The organism is Flavobacterium sp. LC2016-13 (assembly GCF_009707955.1).
Taxonomy (GTDB): Bacteria; Bacteroidota; Bacteroidia; order Flavobacteriales; family Flavobacteriaceae; genus Flavobacterium.
The window spans coordinates 254784-274026 of the sequence record NZ_WMDQ01000006.1 but is presented as its reverse complement, the minus strand read 5'-3'; the positions used below and the strand labels follow the sequence as shown (position 1 = coordinate 274026).

Here is a 19243-nt window from a genome sequence, read left to right as displayed (position 1 = left end):
TAGTAAAATAAGAATCAGCAAAATCAGCAAAATCTGCGAGAGTAAAAATTTCTCCCGCAGATTTAGCAGATCAAGCAGATAAAAAGAAATAGTTAGAAAAATTTCACGCAGATTTAAGCGATTTTTATTTTAGATAATAGCAGAAAAAAAAATCTGCGTTGATCAGCTTAAATCAGCAAAATCTGCGTGAAACAAAAAAATATTAAAATGATTGCTTTCCAAAAAATAAAAACCAACATCATAACAACAGCCACAATGGTATTGATTTGTACTGCTGTAAATGCACAGAACGATACCGTGCGTTATGTTGGTAAAACACTTTCAAATGTCGATTATCACCACGGACAATTAAGTCCGGCGGTTGGCGTTCATGCTACACAAGTTATGCGTGCAAGCCGTGAACATCCCGAAAAAGCAGATGGTTTTGGATGGACATACAATCACCAGCCCATGTTGGCATATTGGAACAATACATTCTATTTACATTACTTGAGTGATCCAACCGGAGAACATATTCCGCCGGGACAAACGTTGTTAATGACATCAAAAGATGGTTCAAACTGGACAAAACCCGAAGTAATTTTTCCGATTTACAGAATTCCGGACGGATTTAAAAAAGAAGGAGTTGAAGGCGTAGCCAAAAATCTTGATGCCGTAATGCATCAACGAATGGGTTTTTATGTTACATCAGATAAACGATTATTGGCAATTGGATATTACGGAATTGCAATGGATGAAAAAGACGACCCGAATGACGGAAAAGGAATTGGTCGTGTCGTGAGAGAAATTTATAAAGACGGAACTTTTGGCCCAATTTATTTCGTTCGTTTTAATAAAAGCTTTAATCAAACCAATACAAAATTTCCATTTTATACAAAAAGCAAAGACAAGAAATTCATAAAAGCCTGCGACGAACTAATGTCGAAACCATTATTAATGCAGCAATGGGTTGAAGAAGCAGATCGCGACGATGAATTAATTCCGTTGAAAAAGCAATTTAAAGCATTCAACTATTACCATTTACCAAACGGAAATGTAGTAGGTTTATGGAAATTTGCTTTAACATCACTCAGTAAAGATGAAGGGAAAACTTGGGAATATAACCCAACTAGAGCGCCTGGTTTTGTAAACAGCAATGCAAAAATCTGGGGGCAAAAAACATCAGATAACCGTTACGCAACAGTTTATAATCCATCAGAATACCGTTGGCCATTGGCGATTTCAACAAGTGACGATGGTTTAAATTACAAAGATTTATTGTTGGTTCACGGCGAAATTTCTCCAATGCGATATGGCGGAAACTACAAATCTGCCGGACCACAATACGTTCGCGGAATTCCAGAAACTGACGGAACTCCGCCCGACGGAAAACTTTGGGTAAGTTACAGCGTAAACAAAGAAGATATTTGGGTAGCATCGATTCCGGTTCCGGTTGTAAATACAGTTAACGAAGATGTAAAAGATGTTTTTAACGAACTTCCTGACGGACAAGAATTAAAATTATGGAATACCTATGATTTGTCTTGGGCTTCGACTAAAATAGAAAAGAAAACCGACGGAAAAAAATGGCTGACTTTAAGAGATCAGGACTTTTTTGATTATGCAAGAGCAGAGCGTGTGATTCCGTTTGCAGAAAAAATGGAAACAACATTTACCGTAAAACCAGAACAAAATAATCACGGTTTATTACAAGTTGAATTTCAAAATAAACAAGGACTTCCCGCAGTTCGAATTATTTTTGATTCTGATGGAAATTTGAAAATAAAAACAGGAGCACGTTACAACAATATTGCAAAATACGAAGCCAATAAAGAATATAAAATCACTGTAAAATTGAACATTAAAACCCGTTCGTACACCATAAAAGTAAACGACGAGAAAGAATCAACAAAGATTTTTTATGCTCCGGTTGATGGTTTCGAACGAATTATGTTCAGAACCGGCGATCAAAGATTCACACCAAATACAGATACACCGGCAGATATAGATGATTTTGTCGATTTACCCGAAACAGGAAAATTAATTCCCGAAGCGGTTTTTAATATTGAATCGTTGATAACGAAAAAGTTATAAAAAAAATAGCCACGAATTCACGAATTTTAATTTAACAATTAGTATGAAAAAAATTCGTGAATTCGTGGCAAAAAAACTTTCAGGTTTCTAAACGACTAAAAAATTTAAAGTGAAGAATTTAAAAAACATATTATTCCTCTTAAGTCTTCTGACAACTTTCATTTCAAATGCACAAATTTCTGTTACGCATTTAACTTGCGAAATGACAGAAAATCCATTAGCTGTAATTCAAAGTCAACCAAGATTAAGCTGGCAATTGGTTTCTGCAAAATCAAATGTTTCTCAAACCGCATATCAGATTTTAGTTGCTTCTTCTGAAGAAAAATTAAAAAAAGACGAAGCAGATGTTTGGGACAGCAGAAGAGTAAATTCAGGTAAAAATCTTCAAATTAGTTACAATGGAAATCCTTTAAAAAACGAAACCAAATATTTCTGGAAAGTAAAAGTTTGGGATCAGAATTATAAAATTTCGCAATGGAGCAAAACCGCTTTTTTTAGAATTGCCCCAAACGAATCAGATTTAAATCCAACTTGGATTGGAGCTATTACAAAAGCCGATAGCCATTTGCCGGAAGGTAGAAATTATCATTCGGCAACATATAAAAGAGAGAAAAAAGATGCCATAATAAATGCTTCAGATTCTTTATCTCGCAGAAGTATAATGCTTCGTAAACCATTTTCGGTAAAAAAAGAAATCAAAGAAGCCGTTGTTTACATTTCCGGTTTAGGACATTACGAGTTAACCATTAATGGCAAGAAAATAGGTAAAAGTGAGTTTGCTCCTTTATGGACAGATTACGATAAAACGGTTAATTATAATACGTATGAATTAAGTACGAATCAACTAAAAAATGGAGAGAATGTTATTGGAGTTCTTTTAGGAAATGGAATGTATAATACACTTGCAGAAAGATATACCAAGTTTTTTGTGAGTTTTGGTCCGCCAACTTTGTTCTTCAAAATGAAAGTTGTTTACAAAGACGGTACTGAAGAAATTATAAAATCTGATGAAAGTTGGAAATACAGTAAAAGTCCAATCACGTATAACAGCATTTTTGGAGGCGAAGACTACAATGCCAATTTAGAACAAAAAGGCTGGAATGAAGTTGGATTTAATGATTCAAACTGGAAAAAAGTTGTCGTTCAGGAAGCTCCAAAAGGAATTTTAAGAGCACAAACTGCACCGCCAATTACAATTCAAAAACAATATAACATTGCTTCTGTAAAAGAATTGAAACCAAACTTTTATGTATTTAATATGGGACAAAATCTTTCAGGATTTCCAACCATAAAAGTAAAAGGGAAAAAAGGACAAACCGTTCGTGTTTGGGTTGGCGAAGGATTAAATGATGACGGAACTGTTGGTCAGGGAAGATCAGGAAAACCATATTACTACGATTACACTTTAAAAGGCGAAGGCGCAGAAGAATGGCAGCCAAAATTTAGTTATTACGGTTTTCAATACGTTCAAATTGAGAATATCAATTATAAAGAAACTAAAGATCAAAATTTGCCAACATTAGTAGATTTAAAATCCAATTTCATTTATAATTCTGCAGGAGAAGCAGGAACTTTTGAATCTTCAAATGTAATTTTCAATAAAACGCACGAACTGATTAATAACTCGATAAAAAGTAATTTTCAGAGTGTTTTTACAGATTGCCCGCAACGAGAAAAATTAGGTTGGCTGGAAGAAATTCATTTAAACGGACCCGGATTAATGTTCAATTACAATCTTGAAAGTTATATTCCGGCAACGATGCAAAACATCTCAGATGGTCAAAGAGAAAACGGATTAATTCCGACAATAGTTCCTGAATATGTAGTTTTTGGAGGCGATTTTACCGATTCACCGGAATGGGGCGTAACGGGAGTAATTCTCCCTTGGATGTATTATGAATATTACGGAGATGCATCTTTAATAGAAAAGTATTATCCCGTAATGAAGAAATACGTAGATTATTTAGGCACAAAAGCAACAAACCATATTGTTTCATACGGATTAGGAGATTGGTACGATTACGGAACACATGCCGCAGGATATTCTAAAAATAGTCCGATTGCACTTTCGGCAACTTCTCATTATTTTTATGGAGCAAGTTTAGTAGCAAAAGCAGCCAAACTTTTAAATAAAACAGAAGATATTGCTCAATATGAAACATTAACTTCTGATATAAAAACCGCTTTCAACAAGGAATTTTTCAATGTTGAAACGAAACAATACGGAACAAATAGTCAGTTTAGTAATGCCGTTCCTGTTTTTATGGATATTGTAGAACCGCAATATAAAGCTGCAGTAATGCAAAATTTATTGGCAGATATAAAAGCAAAAGGCGACAGATTAACAACAGGCGATGTCGGAAATCGCTATTTGTTTCAGGCATTAGCACAAAATGGCGAAAATGAAACGATGTATAAAATGAACAACCATTATGATGCGCCGGGTTATGGTTTTCAGATCAAATTTGGATTAACCACTTTAACCGAACAATGGGATCCGCGAAAAGGAAATTCGTGGAATCATTTTATGATGGGACAAATTGAAGAATGGTTTTACCAAAGTCTTGCCGGAATTGTTCCCGATGATAAAAATCCGGGTTTCAAACATTTTTTTATTCAACCGGAAATTGTGGGCGATATGACATTTGTAAAAGCAACATACAAATCAATTTATGGAAATATAGCTTCGGCTTGGGAAAAGAAAGACGGAAAATTAATCCTGAAAGTTGAAATTCCGGTAAATACATCAGCAACAATAAAATTGCCAATCGCAAAGAATTCAGAAATAAAAGTAAATGGAAAAGGGACTAAACATTTAAATTTAGGATCAGGGAAATATACGATTGAATGCGAAATATAGGACGCGGATGATGCGGATTCGCTAAAGCGAAGACGCGGATAAAAACGGATTTTTATTCCAACTAAAATGAATAGACTCCAGCTTTAGCTGGAGATTAAAAATATAAAATTACAAGGCTTTAGCCAAATATTAAGTTTGGCTAAAGCCTAATTACAAAATCAAATTATTTTCCTCCAGCTAAAGCAGGAGGCAATTAAAAAAATAAATTAAAATCTGTTTTTATCCGCGTCTTTACGAAGTAAATCCGTGTCATCCGCGTTCAATTCTAAGCCAGTTTAATACACAATAAAATGATGAAAATAAAACATATATATATAGCAGTTTCATTCTTTGCATTGACAATTTCAAATGCACAGATAACTTCTGATGAAAATTTCAGAAAACCAGTTTCAGAAACGCTAAAAAAGATAGAAACAGCTTTTCACGTTACGATAAACGATGACAGAGGTTTATTAAAAGGAAAAGAATTGGATTATGCCGATTGGAGAATCGAACCCGGAAATCTGGCTATTTCATTAACCAACATTTTAGCTCCGTTTGAATTAATGTATTTCAAACAACCGGACGGAACATACATCATCAGAAAATATGAAAATCATAAAGTTTCGGTAGATAAAGGAAAAGAACGCTTAAATTATTTGGTGACTTTATATTCGAATGTTTCAGAATGGGAAGCGCGCAAAAAAGAAATAAAAGCCTGTATGATAACGTCTTTTGGTTTAGATAAAGCGCCGCCAATGCCAAAATCAAAACCAATTTTAACACCAAAAAGAATTTATAAAGATTATAGTATCGAGAATATCGGATTAGAAATTTTACCGGGCGTTTATGTTACAGGTTCAATTTATAAACCATATCCATTAAACAAAAAAGCTGCTATTATTTTGACGCCTGATGGACATTTTGGTGACGGAAGATATAGAAAAGACGAGCAATATCGTTGTGCTATGATGGCAAAAATGGGTGCCATTGTAGTGAGTTATGATTTATTTGCGTGGGGAGAATCATTGCTTCAATTTCCAGAAGAAACCCACAGAAATAGTATTGCCTCAACCGTTCAGGTTTTAAGCGGAATTCGATTATTAGATTATTTGGCAACAACCAAAAATGCTGATGTTTCAAGAGTTGGCGTTACCGGAGGTTCCGGCGGAGGATCACATACGATGTTTTTGGCAGCTTTAGACGATCGAATCACAGTTTCGGCTCCGGTTGTGATGGTTTCTTCGCATTTTTCCGGAGGTTGTCCGTGCGAAAGCGGACGTGGAATTCACCTTTGCGGAAACGGAACTAATAATGCAGAAATATCTGCAATGATGGCACCAAAACCACAATTAATCGTTTCTGATGGAAAAGACTGGACGCTTGCAGTTCCGGAATTAGAATTTCCTTTTATTCAAAGAACGTATGAATTGTACGGAAAAAAAGATTTAGTCGAAAACGCTCATTTTGCAAAAGAAGGCCACGATTTTGGAATTTCAAAACGTATGGCTTTGTATCCGTTTATGGCGAAATATTTAGGTCTGGATTTGAATAAAGTAAAAAACAAAAAAGGAGAAATCGATGAATCGACTTGTGTGATAGAACCTTACGATAAATTATATGTCTTTGGAAATAAAGCCGAAAATTTGCCTAAAAACGCATTGAAAGATATCAATAAGTTATATGAAATGTTTGGCGAGAAAAATAATAAAGTTTACGAGGTTAAGAAGTAAGAGTAAAAAGATAGCCACGAATTCACGAATTTTATTTTTAAAATTAGTTTAAAATAATTCGTGAATTCGTGGCGAAAAAAAATATTTATGAAGTTAAGAAATAAAATAACGGCAATTTGTTTTGGAATTTTTTCGTTTGTTTCGGCACAAAACAATGACTTAAAACTCTGGTACGATAAACCTGCATCAATCTGGAACGAAGCTTTGCCTTTGGGTAACGGACGTTTGGGTGCGATGGTTTTTGGTGATCCCGCTGTTGAACGTTTACAATTGAACGAAGAAACAATCTGGGCAGGTTCGCCAAACAGCAACGCACATTCAAAATCATTAAAAGCTTTACCAATTGTTCGACAATTAATTTTTGACGGAAAATTTGATGAAGCGCAGGAATTGGCAACACAGGATATTATGTCGCAAACGAATGACGGAATGCCGTATCAAACTTTTGGAAGCGTTTATGTATCATTTCCCGGACATCAAAAATATTTGAATTATTACAGAGATTTAGATATCGAAAACGCCACGGCAAAAGTAAAATATACCGTAAATGGAGTTGAATTTACAAGAGAAATTTTAACCTCATTTTCAGATCAGGTTATTGTAGTGAAACTTTCGGCAAGCCAGCCGGGACAAATTACGTGCAATGTTTTTATGAATAGTCCGCTTGATAAAACAGTTTCAGGAACAGAAGGCGATCAAATTTTGCTTTCGGGAATTACAAGCAATTTTGAAAATCAAAAAGCAAAAGTCAAATTTCAGGGAAGATTAACGGCTAAAAATAAAGGCGGAGAAGTTTCGGCAAGTAACGGAATTATCAGTATTAATAAAGCCGATGAAGTAACACTTTATATTTCGATAGCCACAAATTTCAAAAATTATCAGGACGTAACCGATGATGAAGTGGCGAAAAGTAAAGCCTATTTGGCTAAAGCCGAAACCAGAGATTTTGAGAGCATTAAAAAAGATCATATTGCCTATTATCAAAAATTCTTCAACAGAGTTTCTTTTGATTTAGGAACAAATGAATTCGCGAAGAAACCAACAAACGAAAGAATCAGGGATTTCTCGAAACAATTTGATCCGCAATTGGCGAGTTTATATTTTCAATTTGGTCGTTATCTTCTAATTTCAAGTTCGCAACCTGGCGGACAGCCAGCCAATTTACAAGGAATTTGGAATGATATGGTAACGCCGCCGTGGGACAGTAAATACACAACAAACATAAATGCAGAGATGAATTACTGGCCTGCAGAAGTAACCAATCTTTCAGAAATGCACGAGCCTTTTATTCAAATGGCAAAAGAATTAAGTGTGACCGGACACGAAACGGCAAAAATCATGTACAACGCAAACGGTTGGGTTTTACATCATAACACCGATATTTGGCGCGTAACCGCTCCTGTAGATTATGCAGCATCAGGAATGTGGCCTACGGGCGGTGCATGGGTAAGTCAGGATTTATGGGAAAGATATTTATATACTGGAGATAAAAATTATTTAAAGGAAATTTATCCTGTAATGAAAGGAGCCGCAGATTTCTTTTTAGATTTTATGATAATCGATCCAAATACAGGTTATCTGGTTGTTGTTCCTTCTAGTTCTCCAGAAAACACACACGCTGGCGGAACCGGAAAAGCAACAATTGCATCCGGAACAACAATGGATAATCAATTGGTTTTTGATCTTTTTACGAATGTAATTAAAGCTTCAAAAATTGTTTCGCCAGATGAAGTTTATACTAAAAAAATAAGTGAAGCTTTGGCTAAAATGCCACCAATGAAAATTGGGAAACATAGTCAGTTGCAGGAATGGCAGAACGATTGGGATAATCCTGAAGACAAACACAGGCATGTTTCACATTTGTACGGCTTGTTTCCGAGTAATCAGATTTCGCCAATCAAAACCCCTGAGTTATTTGAAGCTGCTAAAAACTCCTTAATTTACAGAGGCGACGAATCTACAGGTTGGTCAATGGGTTGGAAAGTCAATTTATGGGCAAGATTATTAGACGGAGATCACGCTTATAAATTATTGCAGGATCAGATGCATTTGGTTACCGCAGAACAAAGAAAAGGCGGCGGAACATATCCAAATATGTTGGATGCGCATCAACCATTTCAAATAGATGGTAATTTTGGATGCACTGCCGGAATTGCCGAAATGCTGATGCAAAGCCAGGAAGATGCCATTCAGTTATTGCCAGCTTTACCAAGTGTCTGGAAAGAAGGAAGTATAAAAGGTTTAGTTGCCAGAGGCGGTTTTGTAATTGATATGAGTTGGAAAAACAATAAAATTTCGACTTTAAAAATTTACTCAAAACTAGGAGGAAACTGCCGATTGAAAGTTGAGAATACGCTGAAAGGATCTTCAATTAAAAAAGCAAAAGGGAAAAATCAGAATCCTTTGTTTTATGATGTTGAAGTGAAAAAACCGATTATTTCAGATAAAGCCAATTTGAATAAAGTAGTCTTGCCGAAGTATAACGAATATGATGTGGAAACGAAAGCTGGACAAACGTATAGTTTTTACGGAAATTAGTAAAGTTTCTTGCAAGGTTTCCAAAACCTTGTAGGTATAAGTGATAAAGTTTGCGAATAAAAATAAAACACCTACAAGGTTTTGGAAACCTTGCAGGAGTGGGAAAACGAGATCATCTCTCGCGTGAGTGATGGAAGTGAAGCTCTTTTTTAGTGAGGCTTTTTCTGCCGAACTAAAAAAAGCGGGAACGGACAGCACGACCCGGAGGGACACGCCCAAAGAATTAGTTTTAAAATAACAATTAGAATATGTTACATCATTTTAAATACAAAATAATAGCTTTTATAATCTTGATTTCAACTTTAAATATAAGTTGTAAATCAGGTGCAAGTGCATCAAATAAAGGAACTTCAGTTGTTTTAAAAGAAAAAGATTTCAAACATTATGTTGATTATTTCAACACAATGGAAGATGAGAATTTAAAATTCGCGATTCCAAACGATTCTGCGTGGACTTGGATGGAAAAGAATATTCCGTTGTTTGAATGTCCACAGCAAAATTTTGAGGAGATTTATTATTTCAGATGGTGGAGCGCACGAAAACATATCAAAAAAACACCTCAGGGTTATGCGATTACTGAGTTTTTAGTAGATCGTTCTTATGCCGATAAACACAATATGATTAGTTGTGCTTTGGGACATCATATCAATGAATTTCGATGGATTCATAATCCGCAATATTTAGAAGAGGACGTTCATTTATGGTTTAGAGGCAATGATGGCAAACCAATGAAAAAACTCAGAACTTTTAGCAGTTGGACGGCAGATGCATTATACAATCGCTATTTGGTCAATAAAGATGATAAATTTTTAGTGGATATGTATCCGGATTTAGTTGCCGAATATGCAGCTTGGGAAGGCGATAGAAAACGCAAAGACGGCTTGTTCTGGCAGTTTGATGTAAAAGACGGAATGGAAGAATCGTTGAGCGGCGCAAGAAAATTTAGAAACGCACGACCAACGATTAATAGTTATATGTTTGGAAATGCAAAAGCTTTAGCAAATATTGCGAAGCTAAAAGGCGATGCAAAACAGGAAAGTTATTTTGAAGCAAAAGCCGATACATTACAAAAATTAGTAGAAACAAAATTGTGGAATCCTAAAAGTGAATTCTTCGAAACGTTTACAGAAAAAGATACTTTGGCGCAGGTTCGGGAAGCGATTGGATTTATTCCGTGGTATTTTAATTTGCTACAAAAGGATAAAGGTTTTGAAAAAGCGTGGGAACAAATTAAAGATGAAAAAGGATTTTCAGCTCCGTTTGGCTTAACAACAGCAGAACGCAGAAGTCCACGTTTTAGAACACACGGAACCGGAACTTGCGAATGGGACGGTGCAATCTGGCCTTTTGCTAGTTCACAAACCTTAACGGCTTTGGCAAATGTGCTGAATAATTACAATCAGAATTTTGTTGCCAAAACAGATTATTTCAAGCAAATGAGCTTGTATGTAGAATCGCAATATTTTCACGGAAAACCTTATTTAGGAGAATATTTAGATGAAACTACAGGATATTGGTTAATGGGTGACAGAGAACGCAGCCGTTACTATAATCATTCGACTTTTAATGATTTAATGATTACAGGTTTGGTAGGTTTACGCCCGAGAGCCGATGAAAAAATAGAAGTAAATCCGTTGATTCCGCAAGAAAAATGGGATTGGTTTTGTTTGGATAATGTTTTGTATCACGGCAATATTATCACAATTCTTTGGGATAAAACCGGTGAAAAATATCATAAAGGAAAAGGTTTCAGGATCTTTAAAAACGGTAAACAAATTGCGGTTTCTGAGAAGTTGGAGAGATTAATTTCTGAGTAAGTACGTTGAGTTTTTTCTCTCGCAGATTTGGCGGATTGAGCAGATTTATTTCTCATTTGTTGTCATTTCGACGGAGGAGAAATCACACGCGAAAATCGAGAAATATTGGCGACTTTATGTGTGGAGTTTATAATGTGATTTCTCCTCCGTCGAAATGACAAAATAGAGCGAAATCAAAATAAAAATCCCCTAAATCTGCAAAATCTGCGAGAACAAAAATCACCGCAAAGACAATAAAATAAAATTATGAAAAAGTTTTTTTTACATCTCACAATAATCATCTCACTCTTTACATTTTCGGCGCAAGCCCAAAATAAAATCAGCGTAACTGAATTGCAATGCGAAATGCTAAACAATCCGGAAGGAATTGATATTGTTCAGCCAAGATTAAGCTGGCAAATAAAAGCAGAAGTTAATGATGTAAAACAAACCGCGTATCAAATTTTAGTGGCTTCGACTTTAGAGAATCTAAACTCAAATAAAGCGGATTTATGGAATAGCGGAAAAGTAGAAAGTACAGAATCTGTTAATATTATTTATAACGGAAAACGTTTAGAAAACCGTCAAAATGCATTTTGGAAAGTAATTGTCTGGACTAATAAAGGAGAAATTCAACCGACAAATTCGGCTCATTTTAGCATGGGAATCATGACTTATGCAGATTGGAAATCGACACGCTGGATTGGTTATGAAAAAGCTTCAGCGGGAGATAGTATTTCTCAATATTCTAAATTGTCTGCAAGATATCTTCGCAAAGAAATCAACTTAAAAAAGCAAGTCAAAAATGCCAGGGTTTATATCATGGGATTAGGACTTTATGAATTATACATTAACGGAAATAAAATTGGTGATCAGGTTTTGGCACCGGTTCCAACGGATTATACCAAGAATGTAAAGTACAATGTTTTTGATGTGACTTCGCAACTAAAAGAAGGCAAAAATATGTTGGGAACGATTTTAGGAAACGGACGTTTTTTTACCATGCGTCAGGATTATAAACCTTATAAAATTAAAACATTTGGTTACCCAAAAATGGCTTTGCAATTGTTTGTCGAATATACTGACGGAAGCAAAGATGTTATAAGAACTGATGATACTTGGAAAGTGATCACAAACGGACCCATTTTATCCAACAACGAATATGACGGCGAAGAATACGATGCCCGAAAAGAAATGAAAAATTGGAACACGACCAATTTCGATGATAAAAACTGGTTATTGGCAGAATACGTGCAGGAACCGGGAGGTTTTTATGAAGCACAAATGTCGTCTAATATGAAAATAATGGGCGAGGTAAAACCAATTACGATCAAACAAACTCCAAAAGGAACTTATATTCTTGATATGGGTCAGAATATGGTGGGTTGGCTACAATTGAAAGTAAAAGGAAAAAGTGGAGATAAAGTCAATCTTAAATTTGCCGAATCATTGCAGGCGGATGGATCTTTATATATCGAAAATTTACGTGATGCCAGAACAACAGATGTTTATACTTTAAAAGGCGAAGGCGAGGAAATTTGGGAACCAAGATTTATATTTCACGGATTTCGTTTTGTAGAAGTTTCAGGATTTCCGACAAAACCAACTGTAGATAATTTTACTGGAAAAGTAGTTTACGACGACATCAAAACAATCGGAACTTTTGAATCATCTGATGTAACAATGAATCAGATTTTTAAAAATGCGTATTGGGGAATTCGAGGAAATTATAAAGGAATGCCAATCGATTGTCCGCAACGAAATGAACGTCAGCCTTGGCTTGGAGACCGAACAACCGGAGCTTATGGCGAAAGCTTTTTATTCAACAATCAGACTTTGTATGCAAAATGGCTTGACGATATTAAAAATGCACAAACGGCCGATGGCGGAATTCCGGATGTTGCGCCGGCATTTTGGCGTTATTACGGAGATAATGTAACCTGGCCGGGAACTTATATTACGGTTGCTGATATGTTGTACCAGCAATTTGGCGATAAAAAAGTAATCGAAAAACATTATCCATCCATGAAAAAATGGGTGGTATATATGGAACAAAATTATTTGGTTAAAGATTTAATGACCAAAGACAAATACGGAGATTGGTGTGTTCCGCCGGAATCATTAGAATTAATTCACTCTAAAGATTCAGCCAGAACAACAAACGGAGAATTAATTGCGAGCGCTTTTTATTATCATTTATTGCAAAAAATGAAAAAGTTTGCGACAATTAACGGAACAAATTCTGATGATATTAAATATTATGATTCACTTTCTGAAAGAGTAAAAACAGCTTTTAATGCGAAGTTCTTCAATGCTGAAAAAAATAATTATGCGAATAATACCGTAACGGCAAATCTGCTTCCGTTAGCATTCGGAATGGTTCCTGAAAACCTTCAGTCAAAAGTATTTGAAAATATCGTGCATGAAGTTGAGGTAACCTATAAAGGTCATATTAGTACGGGCGTTATCGGAACTCAGTTTTTAATGCGAACCTTATCTCAGTTTGGAAGACCTGATTTAAGTTATAAATTAGCGTCAAACGATACATATCCAAGTTGGGGATATATGGCGAAAAACGGTGCAACAACTATTTGGGAATTATGGAATGGAAACACCGCAGATCCTAAAATGAATTCGCAAAACCACGTCATGTTATTGGGCGATTTACTGATTTGGTATTATGAAAATATAGCCGGAATCAAAAGCAATCCAGAAACTCCGGGTTTCAAACAAATTATCATGAAACCTGATTTTGAAACAGGATTAACCTTCGTAAATGCTTCTTATGAATCTGTTTACGGAACGATAAAAAGCAATTGGAAGAAAAATAAAAACAATCTACAATGGAATATTACCATTCCGGCGAATTCATCTGCATTGGTTTATTTGCCAACAACGAATGCTTCAAATGTAATTTTGAATGATAAAAAAATAGACAATGCTTCTGCATCTTATAAAACAGAAAACAATAAGCTTATCCTGACATTGTCGTCGGGTTCTTACAATATAAGTCTTAAACGTTAATTTTAAATAATTCGGGATAGTACAGGATAGATATTTATTTTTTTAGTGTCATTTTTACACTTAACAAATAATTTTGTGCGAAAAATTATTAGGAATGCATTTAAAATCAAAAATTTTAATTCAAAATAAAATTAAGAATGAAGATTGTAAAAATAACTTTCATCTTTTTAGGACTTCTTTTTTTAGGAAGTTGTAAACCCACATTATCAAAAAAAACCTGGAAAGAAGGAATTTTAGTCGATGAATTTATATATGACAAAGCACCTTATCCGTCTTGTCACGCCGCTACAATTGTAGAAGCCACAAACGGAGATTTAGTGGCTTCCTGGTTTGGAGGAACACACGAAAGACATCCTGATGTTTGCATTTATGTAAGCATCAAACCAAAAGGAAGCGACAAATGGACAACAGGCGTTCAGGTTGCCGATGGAGTTATGAAAGAAGGTCCAAGATTACCAACATGGAATCCTGTTTTATATCAAATTCCGGGTGGTGATTTAATGCTTTTTTATAAAATCGGACCAAAACCATCAGAATGGTGGGGCGTAATCCGTACTTCATCTGATAACGGAAAAACATGGTCTGAAGCTAAAAATATGCCGAGTAAAGATTTTCTGGGACCAATTAAAAACAAACCTGTTTTATTAAGCAACGGAACTTTAATGTGCCCGTCAAGTATTGAAGGCGACGGTTGGAGATTAAGAATGGAAACATCTCCGGATTTTGGAAAAACATGGATTTTAGGCGATACTTTATCAAGAGGAAAACAAAAAATAAATGCCATTCAGCCTAGTATTTTATTTCATAAAGATGGAAGAATTCAGGCAATCGCGAGAACTAGAAACAGAGCTTTAGCAACTACATTTTCAAGTGATAACGGAAAAACATGGTCAGATTTAGAATTGATTGGCTTACCAAATAACAATTCAGGAACAGATGCCGTAACACTTAAAAACGGAAAACATTTATTGGTCTACAATCACGTATTGCCTCCGGGAACAGAAGCGAAAGGACCAAGAACACCTTTGAATGTTTCTGTTTCTAAAGATGGAATTCACTGGGATGCAGCTTTAATTTTAGAAGATTCAAAAATCAGTCAATATTCTTATCCGTCGATGATTCAGAGTTCTGACGGAATGGTGCATATCGTTTATACCTGGAGAAGAGAAAAAATCAAATATGTAAAAATAGATCCAAGTAAATTAAAAGCAATTCCAATTAAAAACGGAATCTGGCCTGGAGACGAAAACAAAACCGTAACGGCTGTAAAAGCTGAAGAAGAATAAATAAAAGTTTGCCACGAATTTCACGAATTTCACGAATTTTTTTAATAGTAATTCGTGAAAATTTGTGCAATTCGTGGCTAAAACACACACACACAACAATGAGCAATAAAATTTTTATAAAATTAACGGCTATATTTTTTATGGTTGTTTTTGCGGGAGGATTCAATAGTTGCGCAACGGCTCAAACATCAAAAAATAAACAACAATACAAAGTTGCCGTTTGCGATTGGATGATTTTAAAAAGACAAAAATTAGGCGCTTTTGGTTTGGCAAACGAAATCAAAGCCGACGGAATAGAACTGGACATGGGTGGTTTAGGAAACAGGCCAACTTTTGATAGCAAATTAGGTGACCCGATTGAAAGGCAAAAATTTCTTGATAAGTCTAAAGAATTGCATGTGGGAATCAGTTCTATTGCCATGTCTGGATTCTATGCGCAATCTTTCGCGAAAAGAGAAACTATTGTACCAATGATTGAAGATTGTGTTAAAGCAATGAAAGACATGAAAGTAAAAGTGGCTTATCTTCCGTTAGGTACAGAAAGTGATTTGGTAAAAAATCCTGAATTACGCCCAATAATTGTCGAAAGACTAAAATGGGCAGGAAAACAAGTTGGTAAAATTGGTGGCGTTATTGCAATAGAAACATCATTAAACGCTACAGAAGAAAAGAAATTATTAGAAGAAATTGATTCTAAATACATTAAAAGTTCGTTCAATTTTGCAAATGCCGTAGATAACGGAAGAGACATTGTTTCGGAACTAAAAATATTAGGCAAAAAACATTTAGGACAAATTCATGCTTCAAACACAGATAAAGTCTGGTTAGAAAATGACACCACGATCGACATGCCAAAAATTAAACAAACACTTGACGAAATGAAATGGAGTGGCTGGTTAATTGTCGAACGTTCCAGAGATGTTACACAAGTTCACAATGTAAAAGCGAATTACGGCGCAAATGTAGCTTACTTAAAGCGCATTTTTCAGAATTAGTATCTGCGCTAAAGGCCTAACAGTCACGAGACTTCGGGACAGTTAGGTCTCGATTCGCATTTGCAAAGAATAAAAATTACAATACAATGAAATATTTCAGTCTACTTTTTTTAGGTTTCTACATCTCTTTCGCGACAGCGCAAAATGTCACAATTGTTAGTGATATAAAATCGCCTCGTGCTCAGTTTGGAGTAGAGAAATTGTCTGAAACATTATCAGGAAAAGGATTCAAAATCACTTCTTCTGATAAAATAACTAAAAGTTCAAAAGATAAAGTAATTGTCATTGGAGAAAAAGGAACCGATTTTTGGAAACAAAATTCAAAAAGCGCTAAAATAGACGATAGCCAATTAAACAAAAAAGAAGGCTTTCAAATTCGTACTCAAAAAAACTTCATTTATATAGAAGGAACCGATGCTTCGGGAGCTTTATATGGTGCGATGGAATTGGTTGATCGTATTAAAAGTTCAGGCGAAATTCCGTTAGAAATAAATATCGAAGACAGTCCTGAAATGGTTTTGCGAGGTACTTGTATCGGAATGCAAAAAACAACCTATCTTCCCGGAAGAGACGTTTACGAATATCCGTATACGCCGGAAACTTTTCCGTGGTTTTACGATAAAAAATTATGGACCAAGTATTTGGATATGATGGTCGATAACAGAATGAATTCCTTGTATTTATGGAACGGACATCCGTTTGCATCTTTAGTAAAACTGAAAGATTATCCGTTTGCGATGGAAGTAAGCGAAGAAGATTTTAAAAAGAATGAAGAAATCTATAAATTTCTAACCGAAGAAGCCAACAAAAGAGGAATCTGGGTTATTCAGATGTTTTATAATATCATCGTTTCCAAACCTTTTGCAGAGCATTACAACATAAAAACACAAGATCGTTCACGCCCAATTACGCCATTAATTGCTGATTATACCAGAAAATCTATTGCAGCATTTATCGAAAAATACCCAAATGTTGGATTATTAGTTTGCCTTGGCGAAGCCATAAATACAGTTGATGATGACGTAGAATGGTTTACCAAAACCATTATTCCCGGAGTTCAGGATGGTTTAAAAGCATTGGGAAGAACAGATGAACCGCCAATTATTTTGCGTTCGCATGATACTGATGGTCCTTTGGTTATGGAAAAATCGCTTCCACTATATAAAAACCTATACACAGAAAGTAAATACACAGGAGAATCATTAACAACGTATACGCCTGGCGGACCTTGGGGAGAAACACACAGACAGTTAAGTGCTTTAAAATCAATTCATATTGAAAACGTTCATATTCTGGCAAATCTCGAACCTTTCAGATACGGTTCGCCAGATTTTATCCAGAAAACGGTCAAAGCAATGCACAGCGCTCACGGAGCAAATGCATTACACTTGTATCCACAGGCGTCTTATTGGGATTGGCCTTACGCTGCAGATAAAACAAAAACGGGCGAAAGAGTACTCGAAATGGATCGCGACTGGATTTGGTACAAAGCCTGGGCAAGATATGCGTGGGATAGTAAAAGAGACAGAAATGAAGAGATTAAATTTTGGGATACAGATTTAGCCACGAAATACGGAACAGATCAGGAAGCCGCAAATAATATCCTAAAAGCATACGAAGAAACCGGAGAAATTGCTCCAAAAACATTAAGACGTTTTGGAATTACCGAAGGAAATCGCCAGACATTATTATTAGGAATGTTCGAAAGCCAATTGGTAAATCCGGCGAAATGGCGCGTTTATCCGGGATTTCATGAATCGTGCGGACCAGCAGGCGAATTGCTTTTAGAATATGCTAAAAAAGAGTGGAATCACGAACCGCATTCCGGAGAACTTCCAACTCAAATTATTTCAGAAATTACGGAACACGGAAGATTAGCTGTTGAAGCGATCGATAAAGCAGAGCCAAAAGTAACGCAGAATAAAGAAGAATTTTTACGCCTTAAAAATGATATGCATTGTTATAAAGCTTTCGCTGATTTCTTTTCAGAGAAAGTAAAAACCGCATTGTTGGTTTTAAGATACAGTTATTCAAATGATATTTCAGATCTTGATAAAGCGCTTCCGCATTTAGAAAAAAGCATTGAATATTATGAACTATTAGTAAATCTAACTAAAGATAATTATTTGTATGCCAATAGTATGCAAACCGCGCAACGCCGAATTCCGATTGGTGGCGACGACGGAAATAACAAAACATGGATAGAATTATTGCCACATTATGAACGTGAATTGGTTAACTTTAAACGAAATTTAGAGCTACTAAAATCATCAAAAAATGGTAAAATAGAAACTAAAATTGGAAAATCGTGGCAAACCGCAGAAGTAACTTTGTTGAGTGAAAATAAAGGAATTTACGAAGTTAAAAACGGAATAAAAGTTTACGGAACGCCAATTTCTGAACTTATAAAAATTGCGCCCGAATTGCAAAACCTAAAAGGAATTGCATTCGACGAAACATCGCAAAATGAAAACGGAACTCATTTGAAATTTAAAAATACCAAAGCCGTAAAATTGGTTGTAGGATATTTTAATTCAGATCAAAAGCGATTTTTATTTCCGCCAAGTTTAGAAACAGATGCAGCAGGAAATGCCAACGGTCAGGCCGAAGTTATTTTGGCAAGCGCCATGAATTTGAAAGAATTACCAAGAGTAAACATTCATACGTATACATTTCAACCAGGCGAAAATAAATTAGATTTAGGCAAAGGAAGAGTTTTAATTTTAGGATTTATAGATGCAAACCAAACCATAACGCCACGCGATGTTGGTTATATCGATGCAGGAGAAAAAGGGGCGATCGACTGGTTGTTTTATTAATAAGTATAATTTGGGCGTGTCCCTCCGGGTCGGGCTTTCGGCTATATCTTTTATTCCGCTAAAGCTTCATAAAAGGATACCGCCTCAATCCCTCACGCAAACTCGTAATTAACTTACACCTAACAGGTATTCTTAGAGAT

At 35.5% G+C, this 19243-nt stretch carries 9 protein-coding genes; all 9 read left to right on the top strand.

Annotation, left to right across the window (positions count from 1 at the left end):
• Positions 1-207 precede the first annotated feature (207 nt).
• The 9 genes from GKZ86_RS14565 to GKZ86_RS14525 all read left to right on the top strand — a co-directional run bounded on the left by GKZ86_RS14565 (position 208) and on the right by GKZ86_RS14525 (position 19103).
• Positions 208-2073, top strand: coding sequence for a six-hairpin glycosidase (locus GKZ86_RS14565; RefSeq protein WP_154783809.1), 1866 nt, complete (start codon positions 208-210; stop codon positions 2071-2073).
• Positions 2074-2182: 109 nt separating this feature from the next.
• The gene (locus tag GKZ86_RS14560) at positions 2183-4933 is read left to right on the top strand and encodes a glycoside hydrolase family 78 protein (RefSeq protein WP_194632537.1); all 2751 of its coding nucleotides are present in this window, start codon (positions 2183-2185) and stop codon (positions 4931-4933) included.
• 290 nt (positions 4934-5223) lie between these two features.
• On the top strand, positions 5224-6645 hold the full coding sequence (locus tag GKZ86_RS14555) for an acetylxylan esterase (protein WP_154783808.1): 1422 nt from the start codon (positions 5224-5226) through the stop codon (positions 6643-6645).
• An 87-nt stretch (positions 6646-6732) separates the two neighbouring features.
• Positions 6733-9183 (top strand): glycoside hydrolase N-terminal domain-containing protein, encoded by a 2451-nt coding sequence (locus GKZ86_RS14550; RefSeq protein ID WP_154783807.1) that lies wholly within the window; start codon positions 6733-6735, stop codon positions 9181-9183.
• Positions 9184-9431: 248 nt separating this feature from the next.
• Positions 9432-11000: a glycosyl hydrolase family 65 protein gene (locus GKZ86_RS14545; RefSeq protein WP_154783806.1), complete on the top strand. Its 1569-nt coding sequence runs from the start codon at positions 9432-9434 to the stop codon at positions 10998-11000.
• A gap of 246 nt (positions 11001-11246) precedes the next feature.
• A complete protein-coding gene (locus tag GKZ86_RS14540) occupies positions 11247-14003 on the top strand; it encodes an alpha-L-rhamnosidase (RefSeq protein ID WP_154783805.1) in 2757 nt (918 codons plus the stop codon).
• 137 nt (positions 14004-14140) lie between these two features.
• On the top strand, positions 14141-15289 hold the full coding sequence (locus tag GKZ86_RS14535) for an exo-alpha-sialidase (RefSeq protein ID WP_154783804.1): 1149 nt from the start codon (positions 14141-14143) through the stop codon (positions 15287-15289).
• A gap of 98 nt (positions 15290-15387) precedes the next feature.
• Positions 15388-16284: a sugar phosphate isomerase/epimerase gene (locus GKZ86_RS14530; RefSeq protein WP_154783803.1), complete on the top strand. Its 897-nt coding sequence runs from the start codon at positions 15388-15390 to the stop codon at positions 16282-16284.
• Positions 16285-16370: 86 nt separating this feature from the next.
• Positions 16371-19103, top strand: a complete 2733-nt coding sequence (locus GKZ86_RS14525; RefSeq protein ID WP_154783802.1) for a glycoside hydrolase family 20 zincin-like fold domain-containing protein — start codon at positions 16371-16373, stop codon at positions 19101-19103.
• Positions 19104-19243 lie beyond the last annotated feature (140 nt).